General features: G+C 75.7%; 21 protein-coding genes and 1 pseudogene. 11 read left to right on the top strand and 11 right to left on the bottom strand.

Annotated features, from left to right (window positions below; translation table 11 throughout):
* Positions 1 to 15 precede the first annotated feature (15 nt).
* On the bottom strand, positions 16 to 465 hold the full coding sequence (locus FSW04_RS20735; RefSeq protein ID WP_146923918.1) for a VOC family protein: 450 nt from the start codon (positions 463 to 465) through the stop codon (positions 16 to 18).
* Positions 466 to 600: 135 nt separating this feature from the next.
* Here FSW04_RS20735 and FSW04_RS26420 point away from each other — a divergent pair, with 135 nt between their 5' ends.
* Positions 601 to 885, top strand: coding sequence for a hypothetical protein (locus FSW04_RS26420; protein ID WP_187369508.1), 285 nt, complete (start codon positions 601 to 603; stop codon positions 883 to 885).
* A 117-nt stretch (positions 886 to 1,002) separates the two neighbouring features.
* On the opposite strand, the pseudogene FSW04_RS28725 reads toward FSW04_RS26420, so the two are convergent.
* Both FSW04_RS28725 and FSW04_RS20725 read right to left on the bottom strand, forming a co-directional pair.
* Positions 1,003 to 1,137 (bottom strand): annotated as a pseudogene (locus tag FSW04_RS28725) (dihydrofolate reductase family protein); the annotation flags it as partial.
* 148 nt (positions 1,138 to 1,285) lie between these two features.
* The gene (locus FSW04_RS20725; RefSeq protein ID WP_146922121.1) at positions 1,286 to 1,885 is read right to left on the bottom strand and encodes a hypothetical protein; all 600 of its coding nucleotides are present in this window, start codon (positions 1,883 to 1,885) and stop codon (positions 1,286 to 1,288) included.
* A gap of 21 nt (positions 1,886 to 1,906) precedes the next feature.
* Between FSW04_RS20725 and FSW04_RS20720 the strand changes: the two genes are divergently transcribed.
* The 3 genes from FSW04_RS20720 to FSW04_RS20710 all read left to right on the top strand — a co-directional run bounded on the left by FSW04_RS20720 (position 1,907) and on the right by FSW04_RS20710 (position 4,005).
* Positions 1,907 to 2,254, top strand: a complete 348-nt coding sequence (locus tag FSW04_RS20720; protein WP_146922120.1) for a GntR family transcriptional regulator — start codon at positions 1,907 to 1,909, stop codon at positions 2,252 to 2,254.
* Positions 2,255 to 2,335: 81 nt separating this feature from the next.
* Positions 2,336 to 2,503: a hypothetical protein gene (locus FSW04_RS26415; RefSeq protein ID WP_187368960.1), complete on the top strand. Its 168-nt coding sequence runs from the start codon at positions 2,336 to 2,338 to the stop codon at positions 2,501 to 2,503.
* 386 nt (positions 2,504 to 2,889) lie between these two features.
* Positions 2,890 to 4,005, top strand: coding sequence for a PAS domain-containing sensor histidine kinase (locus tag FSW04_RS20710; RefSeq protein ID WP_146922119.1), 1,116 nt, complete (start codon positions 2,890 to 2,892; stop codon positions 4,003 to 4,005).
* Here the strand turns inward: FSW04_RS20710 and FSW04_RS20705 are convergent.
* The 4 genes from FSW04_RS20705 to FSW04_RS20690 all read right to left on the bottom strand — a co-directional run bounded on the left by FSW04_RS20705 (position 3,983) and on the right by FSW04_RS20690 (position 6,606).
* Positions 3,983 to 4,639, bottom strand: coding sequence for a response regulator transcription factor (locus FSW04_RS20705; protein ID WP_146922118.1), 657 nt, complete (start codon positions 4,637 to 4,639; stop codon positions 3,983 to 3,985). The genes FSW04_RS20710 and FSW04_RS20705 overlap by 23 nt on opposite strands.
* 51 nt (positions 4,640 to 4,690) lie before the next feature.
* Positions 4,691 to 5,074, bottom strand: coding sequence for a hypothetical protein (locus FSW04_RS20700; protein ID WP_146922117.1), 384 nt, complete (start codon positions 5,072 to 5,074; stop codon positions 4,691 to 4,693).
* A 73-nt stretch (positions 5,075 to 5,147) separates the two neighbouring features.
* Complete coding sequence (locus FSW04_RS20695) at positions 5,148 to 5,390, bottom strand: DUF2630 family protein (RefSeq protein ID WP_146922116.1); 243 nt, start codon at positions 5,388 to 5,390, stop codon at positions 5,148 to 5,150.
* 7 nt (positions 5,391 to 5,397) lie between these two features.
* On the bottom strand, positions 5,398 to 6,606 hold the full coding sequence (locus tag FSW04_RS20690) for an MFS transporter (protein WP_187368959.1): 1,209 nt from the start codon (positions 6,604 to 6,606) through the stop codon (positions 5,398 to 5,400).
* An 88-nt stretch (positions 6,607 to 6,694) separates the two neighbouring features.
* On the opposite strand from FSW04_RS20690, the gene FSW04_RS20685 reads away from it, so the two are divergent.
* Both FSW04_RS20685 and FSW04_RS20680 read left to right on the top strand, forming a co-directional pair.
* Positions 6,695 to 7,552 carry a ZIP family metal transporter gene (locus FSW04_RS20685; RefSeq protein ID WP_187368958.1) on the top strand — a complete coding sequence of 286 codons (858 nt, stop codon included), beginning with the start codon at positions 6,695 to 6,697 and terminating at the stop codon, positions 7,550 to 7,552.
* Positions 7,553 to 7,610: 58 nt separating this feature from the next.
* A complete protein-coding gene (locus tag FSW04_RS20680) occupies positions 7,611 to 8,015 on the top strand; it encodes a hypothetical protein (RefSeq protein ID WP_146922113.1) in 405 nt (134 codons plus the stop codon).
* Between the two features lie 3 nt (positions 8,016 to 8,018).
* Here the strand turns inward: FSW04_RS20680 and FSW04_RS20675 are convergent, their stop codons facing one another.
* Entirely contained in the window at positions 8,019 to 8,510 is a 492-nt protein-coding gene (locus FSW04_RS20675) for a CinA family protein (RefSeq protein WP_146922112.1), read from the bottom strand.
* A 357-nt stretch (positions 8,511 to 8,867) separates the two neighbouring features.
* Entirely contained in the window at positions 8,868 to 9,365 is a 498-nt protein-coding gene (locus FSW04_RS20670) for a DUF4395 domain-containing protein (protein WP_146922111.1), read from the bottom strand.
* A 238-nt stretch (positions 9,366 to 9,603) separates the two neighbouring features.
* On the opposite strand from FSW04_RS20670, the gene FSW04_RS27490 reads away from it, so the two are divergent.
* Positions 9,604 to 10,374, top strand: coding sequence for a Rid family hydrolase (locus FSW04_RS27490; RefSeq protein WP_228430616.1), 771 nt, complete (start codon positions 9,604 to 9,606; stop codon positions 10,372 to 10,374).
* 5 nt (positions 10,375 to 10,379) lie between these two features.
* Here FSW04_RS27490 and FSW04_RS20660 read toward each other — a convergent pair whose 3' ends face one another.
* Positions 10,380 to 11,528: an epoxide hydrolase family protein gene (locus FSW04_RS20660; protein WP_187368957.1), complete on the bottom strand. Its 1,149-nt coding sequence runs from the start codon at positions 11,526 to 11,528 to the stop codon at positions 10,380 to 10,382.
* Positions 11,529 to 11,567: 39 nt separating this feature from the next.
* Here FSW04_RS20660 and FSW04_RS20655 point away from each other — a divergent pair, with 39 nt between their 5' ends.
* Together FSW04_RS20655 and FSW04_RS20650 are read left to right on the top strand one after the other, a co-directional pair.
* A complete protein-coding gene (locus FSW04_RS20655; protein ID WP_146922109.1) occupies positions 11,568 to 12,593 on the top strand; it encodes an isopenicillin N synthase family dioxygenase in 1,026 nt (341 codons plus the stop codon).
* Positions 12,590 to 13,501 carry an alpha/beta fold hydrolase gene (locus FSW04_RS20650; protein WP_146922108.1) on the top strand — a complete coding sequence of 304 codons (912 nt, stop codon included), beginning with the start codon at positions 12,590 to 12,592 and terminating at the stop codon, positions 13,499 to 13,501. Before FSW04_RS20655 ends, FSW04_RS20650 begins: the two co-directional genes overlap by 4 nt.
* Before the next feature lie 41 nt (positions 13,502 to 13,542).
* On the opposite strand, the gene FSW04_RS20645 is transcribed toward FSW04_RS20650, so the two are convergent.
* Complete coding sequence (locus FSW04_RS20645) at positions 13,543 to 14,238, bottom strand: class I SAM-dependent methyltransferase (protein ID WP_146922107.1); 696 nt, start codon at positions 14,236 to 14,238, stop codon at positions 13,543 to 13,545.
* 142 nt (positions 14,239 to 14,380) lie between these two features.
* Here FSW04_RS20645 and FSW04_RS27485 point away from each other — a divergent pair, with 142 nt between their 5' ends.
* Both FSW04_RS27485 and FSW04_RS20635 read left to right on the top strand, forming a co-directional pair.
* Complete coding sequence (locus tag FSW04_RS27485) at positions 14,381 to 15,058, top strand: manganese catalase family protein (RefSeq protein ID WP_228430615.1); 678 nt, start codon at positions 14,381 to 14,383, stop codon at positions 15,056 to 15,058.
* Positions 15,055 to 16,173 (top strand): carboxylate-amine ligase, encoded by a 1,119-nt coding sequence (locus FSW04_RS20635; RefSeq protein ID WP_146922106.1) that lies wholly within the window; start codon positions 15,055 to 15,057, stop codon positions 16,171 to 16,173. The genes FSW04_RS27485 and FSW04_RS20635 overlap by 4 nt, the downstream gene beginning before the upstream one ends.
* The last annotated feature ends 3 nt before the right edge of the window (positions 16,174 to 16,176 follow it).

Below are 16,176 nucleotides of genomic sequence, written 5' to 3'. Positions count from 1 at the left end.
ACGCCGGCGGAGCGGTCAGAGCCGCTCGGCGAGCTCGACGATCAGCCCTTCGGGCCCGCGGAGGTAGCAGAGCAGGTACCGGTGCTCGTAGTCGACGATCTCGCCCACCGTGTCCCAGCCCGCGGCCCGGACCCGCTCGACGACGGCGTGCACGTCGTCCACGTTGTAGGCGATGTGCCGCAACCCGGGGCGGTTGGCGGCCGGCGCCGGCTCGTGCGGGGCGACGGTCGGCGTGCGGAAGCGCGTGACCTCGATCGTCCCGCTGCCGTCGGGGGCGGAGGCCATCACGGCCTCGACCCGGACGTCCTCGAGGCCGATGACGCGACCGACCCAGTCGCCCTCGGCCACGACGGGCTTGCCGCAGTCGAAGCCGAGGACCGTCAGGAACCGCACGGTCTCGTCGAGGTCTTCGACGATGTGGCCGATGTGGACGAACCTGGTGACGCCGGGGCGATCGGGGACCATGGTGCCGGGATCGCGAGCATATCGGCGCCCTCCGGCGCGGGCTCGGGCCCGGCGATCACGTCGGGACCTGGACTCGCTGGGTTGGCGCGTATACGCTCGCCACGGGTTCCCTGATCCACGAGAGGAGAGGTTCTCGTGCATGTGCGTGTCGTCCGGTTCACCGACGTGAGCGCCGAGCGGATCGCCGGCCTGCTGGCCCGGATCGAGGCCGCCGGGGGGCCACCGCCCGGGGTGGCGGCCACGGGGCTCCAGATCCTGTTCGACGAGGCCCAGGGCACCGCCATCGCGCTCCAGCAGTTCGACACGGCCGAGGCCATGCACGCCGGCGGCAAGGTGTTCGCCGCGATGGACTCCGCGGAGACCCCGGGCACCCGGGCCTCGGTGGACCTCTGCGAGCAGAAGCTCGAGCTGCGGATGTAGCCGGCGGGCGGGCTCAGCCCGCCGGGCGGCGGCTGCAGATGAGCACGACGGTCGCGCGGTCGTCGTCGACACGAGCTCCAGCGGGCGCAGCCGGCCGTCGGCGGGGACGATCCGCCTGCCGCCGCCGACGAGCACGGGCTCGATCATCACCACGCACTCGTCGACGAGGTCGTGCTCGATGAGCTGGGCCGCCGGCGTCGCGCCGCCCCAGACCTGCAGGCCACCGCCGGCTCGGGCGCGCAGCTCGCGCACCGCGCCGAGCGCGTCGTCGGCCGGCAGCAGCGTGGAGCCCGACCAGGTGAGGTCGCCGGGTCCCAGCGTGCGCGACGCCACGTGAGAGCATGGGCCACCCGCCGTGGGCGAAGCCGCCGTCGGTGTCCTCGTCGGGGCCGCCCGGGCCCTAGCCCCAGCCGGGGGCCAGCGGCACCGTGCGCGTGGTCACGGCCCTGGTGCCGTCGGCGTAGGTCGGGGTGATGCGCAGCGGTGCGCTGACCGGGTGGCGTCCGTACCAGCGGTCGGCGCCGTGGTCCGGGGTCACCTCGAGCGCGCCGTCCAGGAGGCCCGCCGGCTGCAATGCGCCCGTGTAGAACCGCGGGCACGGCCGCGCCGTGGGACAGCGGATGTGGCGGTCCTGGAGCACGACGGAGCGCCCGCCCACGGTGGCCACGACCCGGACGGCGTCCTGCGACAGCCACGCCGCGATCCCGACGCGGTCACAGGCGATGCTGTTGGCCACGGGGCACGCGACGCCCATGCCGGGCGCGCGCGGCAGCACGAGCGCGACGGTCCTGGCGGCGCCGGCGGCCGGGCGCTCGCCCACGGCGGGCCCGCCCGGGCCGTCGCCGCCCCGCACCGCGGTGACCAGGGCGCCGCCGACCGCGGCGAGCACGACGAGGGCCGCGATGCGGCGCCGGCGCCGGCGGGCGCGACCCCAGGCCTCGTCGAAGAGCGCGCGCAGCACGTTCCTCGGCGGGGCCGGCGACATCGGCCGTACGGACATGAAGCTAGTATCACTAGCACCATGCGGCCTGTCAATCGCGACCCCGCCGCGCCCCTGGGCCTCGCCGACCAGGTCGCGGCCGAGCTGCGTCGGGCGATCGCCGACGGCGAGGCGGCCGTCGGGGAGCGCCTGCCGCCGGCCAAGGACCTGGCGGCGGTGCTGGGCGTCAACCGCAACACGGTGCTCGCCGCGCTGCGCGCGCTGCGCGACGAGGGGCTCGTGGACTTCCGCCGCGGGCGGGGCGTCATCGTCGCGGGCACCCCCGAGCGCGGCGCGGTCGTCGTCCGCGCCGGCGAGCTCGTGCGCCTCGCGCGGCACCTCGGCTACGGGACCGAGGAGCTCGTCGAGATCATCCGCGCCGTCCGCTGACGGGGGGCTTGCGCGACGGCCCTCCGGCCTCCGAGGTGTCGACGCGATGGTTGGCGATCCGCACCGGGCGCCTTCGCAAAGGTGTTGGAGCAGACCGGCGTCGTGACGCGCGTGGTGCAGGGTCGCACGCACCGCCTCTCGGTGCAGCCCAACGTGCTGGGCGTCGCGGCCGACGGGAGGATCAGCAGCGTTCCCTGGGGCCGCCTGTTCGACGTCGTCGACGACGACCTGGAGGAGCAGGCATCATGATGAACATGCCTCCCGGTCGTCTCGCCGCAGGAGTGGGATGTCGCGCGCGAGGAGCTGCTGGTCGAGGAGGAGGAGCTCACCCGCGCCCGCGACGCGCCGGCCGGCGGGTCGGCCTGTTCGACCTGTTCGCGGGGCCGGCGCCAGCTCATCGTCTGCCGCTTCGTCTTCGAGCCCGGCGTCGCGCGCTGGAAGACGCCGATGGGCTGGGACACCCCGGTCCACGCTCACCGACCACTTCGACATCACCGCGCCCGGGCGCCGGGAGACGTGGGAGGACTCCCCGGAGGGCTACCCGCAGACCGCGCGCTGCGCGCGCTCATCGAGATCGACGTCGCGGAGGCCGAGGGCACCACGACCGTGCGCTTCAGGGCGACTACCGTCGTCGCATGGACGACGATACGCCCCGGCCCGACGTCGGCGAGCGGCTGGGCTCCGGCGCCGCGGCGGTCCTCGCGGCGTTCGTGGAGTCCGTCGCCGACGCGATCTACGCGGTCGACGGCGACGGGCGCGTCCAGTACGTCAATCCGGCCGGCCTGCGCGTGCTGGGCTACGAGCACGAGTCCGAGCTCCTGGGCCGGCCGAGCCACGCGACGATCCACCATCGCCACCCCGACGGCACGCCGTTCGCCGAGGCCGACTGCCCGCTGCTGCGGCCGCGGGCCACGGGCGCGGTCGTCCGCGTCGAGGAGGACTGGTTCGTCCGCCGCGACGGCACCATGGTCCCGGTCGCCTACTCCTCGGCCCCGGTGGACACCGAGCAGGGCCGCGGCGCGGTCGTCGTCTTCCGCGACACCACCGAGCGTCGCGCCGCCCTCGACGCCCTGGCCCGCGAGGAGCGCGAGCGCGCCCGCGCCCAGGCGCTGCACGCGTCGCGCGCGCGGATCGTGCAGGCGACGCTCGACGAGCGCCGGCGCATGGGCCGCGACCTGCACGACGGCGCGCAGCAGCGCCTGGTCAACGTCGTCCTCGCCCTGGGGCTCGCCGCCCGTCGCGTGGCGGGCGACGCCGAGGCCGCGGCGCTGCTCGGCGGCGCCCTGGAGGAGGCCCGTGCGGCGATCGCCGACCTGCGCGAGCTGGCGGCCGGGCTGCACCCGTCGGTCCTCACCGACCTCGGGCTGCGCGGCGCGCTGGAGTCGCTGACGGCCCGTGCGCCGCTGCCCGTCGCCCTCGACGTCACGCCGCGGCGGCTGCCGGCCGTGCTGGAGGCCACGGCCTACTTCGTCGCCGCCGAGGCGCTGGCCAACGCGACCAAGCACGCGGAGGCGCGTGAGGCGTCGGTGCGCGTGGCCGTCGAGGCCGACGACCTCGTCGTCGCGGTGGCCGACGACGGCCGCGGCGGGGCGGCGCCCGCGCGCGACGGCGGCTCCGGCCTCGCCGGGCTGGCCGACCGCGTGGCCGCGCTGGACGGCACGCTGGAGGTGGTCAGCCCGCCGGGCGCGGGGACGCGCCTGGTCGCGCGGCTGCCGCTGGGGGCGCCGGTCAGCCCGCCCGCAGCAGGGTGAGCACGGCCAGCACCCGGCGGTGATCGCCGGGCTCGTGGCCCAGGTCCAGCCGGGTGAAGATGCGCGTGACGTTCTTCTCCACCGCGGCGAGGCTGAGGTGCAGCGCGTCGGCGATGCCGGAGTTCGACCGGCCCTCGGCCATGAGGGCCAGGACCTCGCGCTCGCGCGGGGTGAGCGTCTGCAGGGGGTCGTCCCTGCGCCGGCGGCCCACCATCAGCCCGACGACCTCGGGGTCCAGCGCCGAGCCGCCGGCGGCGACGCGGCGCACGGCGTCGGCGAACGCGTCGAGGTCGGCGACGCGGTCCTTGAGCAGATAGCCCACGCCGGCCGCGTCGTCGCCGATGAGGTCCAGCGCGTAGCGCTCGTCGGAGAACTGCGAGAGCACCAGCACACCGACGCCGGGGTGCTCGCGGCGGATCGCGATCGCCGCGCGCAGGCCGTCGTCGGCGTGGTCGGGCGGCATCTGGACGTCGGTGATCGCGACGTCGGGGTGGTGGGCGGCGACCTTGCGCAGCAGGTCGGGCGCGTCGCCGGCCTCGCCGACGACCTCCATCCCGGCGTCCTGCAGCAGGCGGGAGAGCCCCGCGCGCAGCAGGACCTGATCCTCGGCGATGACCACCCGCAGCGGCGCCATCGCACGCAAGCTACCCGCCGCGGCCCCCGGCGGGCGGGCCGGCGGGGGCGCTCAGGCCGCGACGTCGCTGTGGCGCCGCTCCTCGAGGATGGCCGCGAACGCGGTGTCGACGTCGGGCTGCCCGTCGGGCGGCCGCCAGCCGGCGGGGATCTCGTCGGGCCACATGCCGTAGCGGTCCAGGAACAGCCGGCCGGCCTCCTCGACGTCGCGGTCGCCGTCGCCCTCGATCCCCATGCGCATGAACTTGTTCATGAGGTAGATCGCGCCCCCGGCCCCGAACAGCCCCGACAGGGCGTCGGGCCCGTAGCCGCCGACCCCGGCGATCAGGACGATCGCGATCCCGCTGCTGCAGACGACGGTGGGGACCACGTAGCGCAGGGTGAACAGCAGCCGCCGGCGCGACAGGGATGCGGTGCGCGGGGTCGTGGTCGGCATGCCCTGGATGATGACGCCCGCCGGGCCGTCCCGGCGTCCGGTCGCCCGTCGTCCGGATGTCGGGAGAACCCGACTAGACGGCGCGCCGCAGGCGCTGCGCCCGCTCCCGCAGGTGCTCCCAGATCCGGTCGAGCTCGGCGGTGATCGCCTGCAGGCGCTCGTGCTGGTGGGCGGTGCGCTCGTGCTCGGCGAGCTCGAGCAGCTCGGTCTCCTCGCGGCACAGGCCCTCGACGTGGCCGTACAGCTCGATCTGCGTGTGCTCGTGGCGGGGACCGCCGCTCTGCAGGGGACCCTCGCCGCCGGGGAAGGTACTCATCGCGCGACTATAGACCCGCGCGGCGCCCGCGCAGCGCGGGGGCCAGCGCGACGACCGCGAGGGCCAGCGCGGCGGTCGCCGCCCCGAACAGGAACGCGGCCCGGGGTCCGGACCGGTCCCACAGGCCGCCGGCGATGACGCTGGCCGGCAGCAGGAGCAGCCCGGAGGCCGCGGCGTTGAGCGCGAAGGCCTGGCCGCGGCGGTCGGGGGGCACGAGCGACGTGATCCAGGCCTTGACCACCCCGTCGTTGGCGGCGTAGAAGATCCCGTAGGCCAGGAAGAGCGCCACGAGCGTCCAGGCCTGCGACGCGAACGCGAAGCCGATGTAGACCCCGACGTAGACCGTCCAGGCGACGAACAGCAGCGGCCGGCGCCCGACGCGGTCCGAGAGCGCGCCGATCGGCACGGCCATGAGCGCGTAGACCAGGTTGAACGCGGCGAACAGGAACGCGAGGTCGGCGGCCGACAGGCCGGCCGACCGGGCGCGCAGGAGCAGGAGGGTGTCGCTCGAGTTGGCCAGGCCGAAGAGCAGGACCGCGACGAGCAGCACGCGGAACGGCCGCCCGAGCGACGCGCGCGGCCCGTGCTCGTGGCGCGCGGGCACGAGCGTGTCGTGGGCCCGCGCGAGCTGGCGCACGGCGCCGATCGCCGGGATCGCCGCCAGCGCGAAGCAGATCCGCAGGCCCGACTCGCCGTGGCCGGCGACGAGCAGGATGAGCCCGGCGACCAGCGGCCCGGCCACGGAGCCCAGCGTGTCGAGGAGCGTCTGTATCCCGAACGCCCGGCCCATCCGCGCGCCGTCGGCGTCGGCGGCCACGAGCACGGCCTTCGGCGCGTCCTTGCCGCCCTTGCCCAGCCCGTCGGCGACGCGCAGCAGGGCCACGACGCCCACCGTCGGCGCCAGCGCGATGAGCGGCCGGGCCGCCAGCGACAGCCCGTAGGAGATCCGCGTCAGCAGCAGCGGCGAACGGCCGCGGTCCATCGCGCGCCCGGAGACGAGGCGCGCGATCGTCACGCCGACCCCGAGCAGGCCCTCGACGGTGCCCAGCGCCGTCTTGGATGACGACAGCGCCACGATCAGGAAGATGGGCAGCAGGGGGTAGATCATCTCCTGGGCCATCCCGCTCCAGAAGGCCGCCCACCCCATCGTCGTCACGTTGGACCGCGCGGGCACCGGGCCGGACGGGGTCTGGGATGCTGCAGGCGGCGCGCTCACGGCCGGCGAGTCTCGCACCCGCGCAGCGCACCCCACGGTGTTAGGCTTGCCTAATGACCGAGCCCTGCCCCCTCCGCCGAGCCTTCGGGTGACGTTCGCCGAGACCACCCTGCTGGGCGCGATCGCGGGCTCGACGATCTTCCTCGGCCTGCCGCTCGGGCGCTGGCGGCTGCTCGGGACGCGCGGCCGCGTCGCCCTGGCCATGTTCGCCGTGGGGGTGCTCGCGTTCCTCTTCGTCGACGTCTTCGAGCACGCCTTCGCGATCGTCGAGGACCGGGTCGTCGGCTTCAAGGACGACAAGAACGGCGTCCTGGAGCCGATCGGCCTCGCCCTTCTGCTGGCTGCGGGCTTCGCGACCGGCACGGTGGGCCTGGCGATGTTCGAGCGGCGCATGCGCCCCAAGGACGTGGTGCCGCCCATGGCCGGTGCCGCCGGCGACACCCTGACCGTCGAGGACCACCGCCTGCTGGAGGACCACCGGCGCGGGGTGCGCTCGGCGCGCCTGCGGACCGGCATGACGATCGCCGCGGCGATCGGCCTGCACAACTTCGCCGAGGGGCTGGCCATCGGCGTCGCGGCCAACGCCGGGGAGATCGGCCTGGCGACGGTCCTCATCATCGGCTTCGCCCTGCACAACACGACCGAGGGCTTCGGCATCGTCGGGCCGCTGGGCGACGTGCGGCCGTCCTGGCGATGGCTCGGCGCGGCCGGGCTGATCGGCGGCGGGCCGACGTTCCTCGGGTCCATGATCGGCTACCAGGTCTCCTCCGACGCCCTGGCCCTCGTCTTCTACGCGGTCGCCGGCGGCGCGATCCTCTACGTCGTCGTCGAGATCTGGCACGCGATGCGCCGCTTCGGGCATCGCGAGGTCGGCCTCTGGATGCTCACCGCCGGGTTCATGATCGGGTTGATCACCGACATGGTCGTCGTCTACGGCGGCGGCTGAGGGGCGGGGCCCGGCCCCCCGGGGTGAGCCCCGGCGGCCGCCCGGTCGTACACCGGGCGTGGACCTCCTGACGGCGAACCTGGTCGTCGCGGCGGCGCTGGCCGGGCTCATCTGGACGATCCAGGTGGTCCACTACCCGCTGTTCGCGCTGGTGGGCGCCGCCGACCGCCTGCGCTACCAGGCCGAGCACCAGCGCCGCATCGCGCGGCTCGTGTTGCCGCTCATGGTCGCCGACGTCGCGCTCGCCGTCGCCGTGCTCGTGCGCGAGGACGCCGCCCTGGGCGCGGCCAACGCCGCGCTGGCCGTGGGGCTGTTCGCGATCACCGGGCTGGTCTACGCGCCGATGCACGGCGCCATGGCCGGCGGCGCCACCGATCGCCAGATCACGCGGCTCGTGCGGGCGAACTGGGTGCGGACCGCGGCGTGGACGGCCCAGGTCGTCGTGGCCCTGGCCCTGCGCTAGCCGTCACGCCAGCGCGTCGGCCAGCAGCGTCAGGGCCTGCGCGGCGAAGTGCTCCATGTTGGCCGCGCGATCGTCCGAGCCGGTCAGCGCGTGCCGGGCGTCCAGGTGCCCTGCGGGGCCGCTCACGGCGACCCAGGCGTGCCCGGCCGGGTCGCCGTAGCGGTTGCCTCTGGGGCCGGTCGCGCCGGTCTCGCCCACGCCCCAGTCGGCATCCAGCCTCGCGGCGGCCGAGGCCGACAGGTAGCGGGCGAACGGCTCGCAGGCCCCGCGGGAGCCTGGGTCGAGGTCGGTCGCGCCGGCCAGCAGCGCCCGTGCCCCCTCCAGTGTGTAGATCACCACGCCGCCGCGGTAGTACGCCGAGGCGCCGGGCACCGCGAGCAGCGCGGCCGAGATGAGGCCGCCCGCCGAGGACTCGGCGACGGCGACGGTCTGCCCGGCGGCCATCAACCGCTCGGAGATCGTCGCGGCCGGTCCGGTGAGCGTGGCGGGGAGCATGCGGGCACCGTACCGGGCGCTCGCGGTGGATCGGCGGGGTCGGCGGCCCTACCGTGGACGATGTTGAGCCGGTCCGGTGCCGCCGTCGGCGCCGGACGTGCGGGGCCGCCACGTCACCGCGAGGCGCTGGGGCGGGTGCTCGGCGACACAGGGCGCCGGCGCAGCGCCTGCTCGGAACGCCCTTCCGAAAGGAACCCCTCATGAGCGCGACCTCCGCGGGCGCCGCGCCGCGAGAGGTCCGGGTCACGGTCGGCCTCCTCGGCGACGAGCTGAGCCCCGACCCAGGCCGGGGCGGACAGCCGGGCGCGGCGGGACAGGCGCGCCCGGCCGCTCCGCCGTCGTCAGCGGACCTCTCGGCTATCGCGGTCCGGCAGCCGGCTGCGGGACGCGCGTCCAGATGTCGTTGCAGCTCTCGCACACCTCGGGCGGGATGATCCCGGCGCGCATGAGCCGGCTGAACACCATGCACCCGATGCAGACGGCGAAGGCGGACTCGAGCGTGGCCGCGACGACGATCAGGCTGAGCACCACGTCGGCCTCCATGTCCAGGCCGAAGCCCAGCGTGAGCACCGCGGCGGTCGAGGAGATGACGGCGCCCATGCCCTGGGCGAAGCGCTTGGGCGGGCCGGCGACGAGCTTCTCCGGCAGGCCGAGGCGCGGCGTGATGACGCGCGTGGCGAGCTGGCCGAGCGGGCTCAGCGTCGGGCCGGTCAGGACACGGGCGATGAAGCCGGCCGCGATGACGGCGGCGAACCACGTCTGGCCCGAGAGGATCGTGGCCAGGCTGAGCACGGCCACGCAGCCCGCGACGACGCGGGCGGAGACCTCGTTGACGGGGTTGGGGAAGGTGAGCATGCGAAGCGTGCGGGCGCTCGGTGCGCTCCGCTGGGTACGTTCACCGTCATCATAGGAACTGGGTCCGGCGGGTGACGTGGGCCCACCGCGGGGCTGAGCCGGCCGCACCGAGCTCGAGCGGCAGCGGCGTGAGGTGGACGTCGACCGCCGCGCGGTGTTCGGGCGCGCCGCCGAGCAGGACGCCGATCGCGGGCGTGCCGCGAGGGTTGGCCGGCCTCGCGGACCTAGACTGCGCCCGATGGAGCACCGGCACGTCGACGCGCCCGGGCTGGCGGCCCCGGTCGGCTACACGCACGCCGTCGTGGCGGGGGAGGGCCGGCTCGTGCACCTGGCGGGCCAGATCGCGACGGGACCCGACGGACACGTGCGCGGCACGACGCTGGCCGAGCAGCTCGACGTGGCCGCCGGCAACGTCGTGCTCGCGCTCGCGGCGGCCGGGGGCCGGGCCGCCGACATCGTCGCGATGCAGATCTTCGTCACCGACCTGGCCGCCTACCGGTCCGCGCGGCGCGAGCTCGGGCGCGCGTGGCAGCGCCACTTCGGCCGCCACTACCCGGCCACCGGCCTGTTCGGCGTGACCGGCCTGGTCGACGAGGCCGCCCTGATCGAGCTCATGGCGGTCGCGGTCGTCGGCGCCGGGGGTGCCGGGGTCACCGACCTGGACCACGTGCAGGTCGCGGCGCCGCCCGGCTGCGAGGCGGAGGCGCGGCGGTTCTACGGCGGGCTGCTGGGGCTGGCCGAGATCGCCAAGCCCGAGCCGCTGCGCGACCGCGGCGGCGTGTGGTTCGCGGTCGGCGGCCGTGCGCTGCACGTCGGGGTCGAGGACCCCTTCACGCCCGCGGCCAAGGCCCACCCGGCGCTGCGCGCCGGCGACCTCGAGGCGCTTGCCGCACGCCTGGCGGCCGCAGGGGCCGTGGTGCGCTGGGACGACGCGCTGCCCGGCGTGCGCCGCTGCCACACCGAGGACCCGTGGGGCAACCGGCTGGAGCTCGTGGCCGCCGGCCCGTAGGGGTCTCAGCCGCGGTCGCGGAAGGCCTCGCGCACGTCGCGCACGAACAGGTCGCCCTGCTCGAAGGCGACGAAGTGGCCGCCGTCGGGCGCGTCGGTGCGGCGGACCATGACGTAGGCCCGCTCGATCACGCTGTCGGGCGGCGGCACGCTGATGTCGCGGGGGCACAGCAGGAACGAGGTCGGCACCCGCACGCGCTCGCCGTCGGGCAGGCGCCGGGCGCCCTGCTCGATCGTGGCGATGTAGAGCCAGCTCGCGGGACCCGGGCCGGCGAGCCAGTAGAGCATGACGTTGGCCAGCAGGTGGTCGAGGTCGAACGGGGGGTCGCGATCCTCGCCGGGCACCGTCCAGCCGTGGAACTTCTCCAGGATCCACGCCGCGAGGCCGGCGGGGGAGTCGGTGAGCCCGTAGGCCAGCGTGTGGGGCCGGGTGCCCTGCTGGATGCGGTATCCGGCCTCGGGGTCGCGGCGCACCGCGCTGCGCTCCACCCAGGCCTGCTCCTCCTCGCTGAGCCGCCCGTCGGGCGGCAGCGCCTCGAAGGCCACCAGGTTGAGGTGCATGGCCTCGACGTGCTCGGGCTGGTCGTAGCCCATCCACGAGGTGATGATGCTGCCCCAGTCGCCGCCCTGGGCCAGGTAGGTGGCGAAGCCGAGCCGCTCGGTCATCAGCGTGTCGAACATCCGCCCGACGTCGCGCGGCGTGATCGGCGCGTCCGGCGCCTGGGAGAAGCCGTAGCCCGGGATGCTCGGCACGACGACGGTGAACGCGTCCGCCACGTCGCCGCCGAAGCGCTCGGGGTGGGCCAGCGGCTCGACGACCTCCAGGAACTCGACGATCGAGCCGGGCCAGCCGTGGGTGACGATGAGCGGCCGCGGGGCGGGGCCGGAGCCGTGCTCGAGGATGAAGTGCACCTCCAGGCCCTCGATCGTGGTCGTGTAGTTGTCGAAGCGGTTGATCGCGCGCTCCGACGCCCGCCAGTCGTAGCCGTCGCGCCAGTGGTCGACGACGCGGCGCACGTAGCTCGAGTCGGCGCCGTAGCGCCACGGCCCGCTCGCGGGCTCGACGGGCCAGCGGGTCGCCTCCAGGCGCCGGGCGAGGTCGTCGAGGACCGCCTGCGGGACGTTGACCTCGAAGGGGACGGCGTCGATCTCCACGGCGTGGCAGCCTACCGGCGCCATCGGGAATGATCCCCCATGGTCCCCGACGCGCCCCTCCCGGTCCTCGACCTCTCGGGCTTCGCCGCCGACCCGGGCGGCCCGCAGGGCCGCGCGTTCGTCGTGGCGCTCCAGCAGGCGTTCCACCGCAACGGGGCGATCTACCTCGAGGGCCACGGCGTGCCCGACGGGGTGACCTCCGGCGTCCGCGCCGCCGCGGCCGCGTTCTTCGCGCTGCCCGAGGACGAGCGGCTGGCGATCGAGAACGTGCACTCGCCGCAGTTCCGCGGCTACACGCGGCTGGGCAACGAGCGCACGAACGGGCTGCGTGACCTGCGCGACCAGGTCGACATCGGCCGCGAGCTTCCCGCGCCCGTGCTGGGGGCCGGCGATCCCGCGTGGATGCGGCTGCGCGGCCCGAACCTGTGGCCCGCGGGACTCCCGGGGTTCCGCCCCGCCGTCATGGACTACATCGCCGCGCTCGAGGCGGTCGGCCACGTGCTCATCCGCGCCGTGGCGCTGGCCCTCGGCCAGCCGGCCGGGCACTTCGACGCGCTCGTCGACCCGCCCGAGATCCTGGCCAAGATCATCCGCTACCCGGCCGCCACCGGGGCGCTGCAGACCGACCAGGGCGTGGGCAGCCACACCGACGGCGGCCTGCTGACGTTCCTGGACCAGGACGAGGTCGGCGGGCTGCAGGCGCTCGTCGACGGCGCCTGGGTCGACGTCCCGGCGCGGCCCGGCGCGTTCGTGGTCAACATCGGCGAGCTGCTGCAGCTCGTCAGCCAGGGCCTGTTCCGCGCGACGGTGCACCGCGTCGTCAGCCCACCCGCCGGGGTCGAGCGCCTCTCGGTGGCCTACTTCTTCAACCCGCGCTTCGACGCCCGTGTGGAGCCGGTGACGCTGCCGCCCGAGCTCGCGGCGCAGGCGCCCGGCGGGCAGAGCACCGACGCCGGCAACCCGATCCTGGCCAACTACGGTGACAACTCCCTGAAGGTGCGCCTGCGCGCGCACCCCGACGTCGCCGCCCGCCACCACGCCGATCTCCTGGCGGGGCCCCGGTGACCGCGGCGCCGTTTCACGGCTTCGCCGCCCACGACGTCCCGACGCCGCGCGGCGACGTCCACGCGCGGATCGGCGGCTCCGGGCCACCGCTGCTGCTCCTGCACGGCTTCCCGCAGACGCACCTCATGTGGCACGCGGTGGCCCCGCGCCTCGCCGAGCGGTTCACCATCGTCGCCGCCGACCTGCCCGGCTACGGGGACTCGTTCCGCCCGGAGGTCGCCGCCGACCACGCCCCGCACGCCAAGCGCGCGCTGGCCGCCGACCTGGTCGCGGCGATGGCCGGCCTGGGGCACGACGCGTTCGCGGTCGCCGGCCACGATCGCGGCGGCCGCGTGGCCTACCGGATGGCGCTGGACCACCCCGAGGAGGTGCGGTCGCTCGTGGTCCTGGACATCGTCCCGACAGGGGAGATCTGGGCGCGCGCCGATGACCGCTTCGCCCTGGGCTACTGGCACTGGCCGTTCCTGGCCCAGCCCGCACCCCTGCCCGAGCGGATGATCCTCGGCGATCCCGGCGGCTTCTGGATCGCGGCCGAGCGCATGGGCATCAAGGCCGGCGACCCGCGCTATCCGGCCGAGGTCGTCGCCGCCTACCGCGCACAGGTGACCGACCCGGCCACCGTGACCGCGATATGCGAGGACTACCGCGCGGGCGCGACGGTGGACCGCGCCCACGACGACGCCGACCTCGGCCGGCGGACGATCGCCTGCCCCGTGCACGTGCTCTGGGGCGCCGAGGGCGCGCTGCCGCGCTTCTACGGGGACCCGGTGGCGGCCTGGCGGGCGCTGGCGCCGCAGGCCACCGGGCACGCGGTGCCCGGCGCGTCGCACTTCCTCGTCGAGGACGAGCCGGAAGCCGTGGCCGGCGCCTGCTGGCGGCGCTGGGCCAACGCACCACGGGCGCGCTGAACGCGACGGCGATCCCTCCCGGGGGGAAGTCCTGAGGCCGCTCAGGCGGGGCGCAGCAGCTCGGCGCGCATCGGCGCCACCAGCGTGTAGGCGCCCGTGGCGGCGTCGCGGTCGGCCAGGCGCTCGAAGGCCTGCTCGAGCTCGTCGCGCGCCGCGGCGATGTCGCCGGCGCGTGCCGGGTCGACGCCCGTGATGAGGTCGCACAGCGCCGTGAAGTCCGCGAAGGACGGGCGGGTCTCGTACTCGCGGACCGCCGCCGAGACGAGCCCGGCCGCGCCGGCCCGCCCCAGCGCCTCCTGGGCCAGGCGGCGCACCTCGGTCTCGTCGTCGATGCGGCGCACGAGCTCGAACATGGTGCCGTCGGTCAGCGGCTCGACGACCAGGACGGCGCCGTCGGCGGTCAGGACGCGGCGCGCCTCGGCCAGCGCCCCGTCCATCGCGTCCGCGGGCACGTGGTGCAAGGACTTCATGAACAGCACTGCGTCCACGGAGGCGTCGGCGAAGGGCAGGTCCTCGGCGAGGCCGACGACGTAGCTGCCCGTGGCCTCCGGGTCACGGGCCAGCGCGGTCGCGAGCTGCTCCTGGGAGATCTCCAGCCCGACGGCGTCGGCGCCCTCGGCGGCCAGGCGCCGCACGAGGTCGCCGGGCCCGCACCCCACGTCGACCATGCGGCGCCCCGCGACCGGGACGAGGTCGTGGAGGACCGTGAGGTCGTCGCCCGGCGGTCGCGTCGTCATCGTCGGCAGTCTTCCAGACCACCCGCTCAGCCGGGGTCGCCGCCCGCGCCGCCCGCCCGCCGGGCATGGCCTCCGTGTTTCCCCGCTTCGCGCAACAGGCACGTCTTGATCAGACGACGTCCGACCCAGGAGTCAGCCCTTCATGATCACCCGTATCGACCGACTCGGCGTCGCCCTGCCGCCGCCCTCCGCTGGCGAGCTGTCGGCGTTCATGAACTACACGTTCCAGTCGTTCACCTTCCGGGGACGCCCGGCCGCACGGCCGTTCTTCGACCTCGTGGCGAACATCGCCGCGGAGGAGCTCGGCCACATCGAGCTCGTCGCGGGGGCGATCAACACGATGCTGACCGACCCGGCCCAGGTCGACGCCCAGGCGCCCGACGCGACCGGGGGGTACGTGTCCAGCTCCGGCGACCTGGTCGATGACCTCACGCACGACCTCTTCCTGGAGACCGGTGCGCACACCGACCACCACGAGGTGTCCGCGGTCTTCGACGGCCCGCATCCCGAGACCGGCGAGGACCTGGTCGTCCGGGACGGCCCGCTGCCCAACGACCTGCCGCCCCAGGCCGGCGTCCTCGCCGCCGCGCGCGAGACCCGTGACGAGGCGGTGGACGGCTTCGAGTTCCTCACGATGGCCGAGGCGGGCGAGGCCGGCCACTGGCTCGTGGGGGCCAAGCTCAACCAGCGCGCCGGCCTGCCCCGGGTCGCCGCTCTGGCCGACGGGGCGCCAGCCGTCCGGCAGCGCCACCTGCAGGAGGTCCTCGACGGCTCGGTGCCGCTCGCCGGCGGCGTGGATCCGGAGGAGCCCGAGGCGTGAGCACGGGGGTGGCGGCGCGGCCCCGCGCCGCGTTCGACCATGCCGAGCCGCTCACGGTCGGGATGGAGGAGGAGTACATGCTCCTGCGTCCCGGGACGTGGGACCTGCTGCCGCGGGCCGACGCGGTCCTGCGCCGGCTGCAGGGCGACCGGCGCTTCCAGGCCGAGATGCCCGCGGCCCAGCTCGAGGCGGTGACCCCGCCGGTGCAGACGGTGCCCGCGGCCGCGGCGGCCCTGCGCGAGGCGCGCGGGGCGCTGGCGGACGCCGCCGGCGGGATCGGGGTCCTCGCGTCCGGCGGCGTGCACCCGTTCGCCGCCGGCGAGGGCGCGCTGACCCGCGGCCCGCGCTACGAGGCCATCGCCTCGGAGTACGCGTGGGCGGCGCGTCGCCAGCTCGCCTTCGGGCTGCACGTCCACGTGGCCGTCGCGGGCGCCGACGTCGCCCTCGGCGTCTACAACGCGCTGCGCGAGCACCTGCCCGCGCTGGCGGCGCTCGGCGCGGGCGCGCCGTTCCACGAGGGGGCCGACAGCGGCCTGGCGTCCATGCGCCCCAAGATCTGCGACCTGCTGCCGCGTCAGGGCGTGCCCCCGGTGATGCCGACCTGGGACGCGCTGGAGGCCGCGTGGCGCTGGGGCGCGGCGACCGGCACCTTCTCGGCGACCGACGGCTGGTGGTGGGAGCTGCGCCTGCATCCGCGCTACGGCACCGTCGAGGTCCGCGTCCCCGACGCCCAGGCCACCACGGCCGACGCCTCCGCGCTGGCCGCGGTCGTCCACGCGCTCGTGGCGACGCTCGCCGACCGGGCCGCCGCCGGCACGCTGCCCGAGCCCGCCGAGAGCTGGCGGATCGCCGAGAACCGGTGGTCGGCGTGCCGCCACGGCGTCCGCGGCCGCTGGTCCGACGTGCGCACCGGCGAGGTGCGCGACACCGCCGACGTGCTCGGCGACCTCCTCGACGACCTCGCCCCGGCCGCCGCGCGGCTCGGGTGCGCCGCCGAGCTGCAGTCCGCCCGCGACCTCGTGCTGCATCCGCGCGACGCCCTGATCCGCGAGGTCGCCGCCGAGGGTGGCGCGCGAGCGGTCGCCGCGTGGCTGGCCGACCGCTTCCTCGGGTAGCCG

The sequence above is a fragment of the Baekduia soli genome (assembly GCF_007970665.1).
GTDB classification, from domain to species: Bacteria; Actinomycetota; Thermoleophilia; order Solirubrobacterales; family Solirubrobacteraceae; genus Baekduia; species Baekduia soli.
This window is presented reverse-complemented; position numbering and strand designations above follow the sequence as displayed.

What these genes read in the sequence shown, in the direction of transcription:
- FSW04_RS20735 (WP_146923918.1), bottom strand. Translation starts at nt 465, where the DNA reads ATGGTCCCCGATCGCCCCGGCGTCACCAGGTTCGTCCACATCGGCCAC.
- FSW04_RS20725 (WP_146922121.1), bottom strand. Translation starts at nt 1,885, where the DNA reads ATGTCCGTACGGCCGATGTCGCCGGCCCCGCCGAGGAACGTGCTGCGC.
- FSW04_RS20720 (WP_146922120.1), top strand. Translation starts at nt 1,907, where the DNA reads ATGCGGCCTGTCAATCGCGACCCCGCCGCGCCCCTGGGCCTCGCCGAC.
- FSW04_RS20710 (WP_146922119.1), top strand. Translation starts at nt 2,890, where the DNA reads ATGGACGACGATACGCCCCGGCCCGACGTCGGCGAGCGGCTGGGCTCC.
- FSW04_RS20705 (WP_146922118.1), bottom strand. Translation starts at nt 4,639, where the DNA reads ATGGCGCCGCTGCGGGTGGTCATCGCCGAGGATCAGGTCCTGCTGCGC.
- FSW04_RS20700 (WP_146922117.1), bottom strand. Translation starts at nt 5,074, where the DNA reads ATGCCGACCACGACCCCGCGCACCGCATCCCTGTCGCGCCGGCGGCTG.
- FSW04_RS20695 (WP_146922116.1), bottom strand. Translation starts at nt 5,390, where the DNA reads ATGAGTACCTTCCCCGGCGGCGAGGGTCCCCTGCAGAGCGGCGGTCCC.
- FSW04_RS20675 (WP_146922112.1), bottom strand. Translation starts at nt 8,510, where the DNA reads ATGCTCCCCGCCACGCTCACCGGACCGGCCGCGACGATCTCCGAGCGG.
- FSW04_RS20670 (WP_146922111.1), bottom strand. Translation starts at nt 9,365, where the DNA reads ATGCTCACCTTCCCCAACCCCGTCAACGAGGTCTCCGCCCGCGTCGTC.
- FSW04_RS27490 (WP_228430616.1), top strand. Translation starts at nt 9,604, where the DNA reads ATGGAGCACCGGCACGTCGACGCGCCCGGGCTGGCGGCCCCGGTCGGC.
- FSW04_RS20655 (WP_146922109.1), top strand. Translation starts at nt 11,568, where the DNA reads ATGGTCCCCGACGCGCCCCTCCCGGTCCTCGACCTCTCGGGCTTCGCC.
- FSW04_RS20645 (WP_146922107.1), bottom strand. Translation starts at nt 14,238, where the DNA reads ATGACGACGCGACCGCCGGGCGACGACCTCACGGTCCTCCACGACCTC.
- FSW04_RS27485 (WP_228430615.1), top strand. Translation starts at nt 14,381, where the DNA reads ATGATCACCCGTATCGACCGACTCGGCGTCGCCCTGCCGCCGCCCTCC.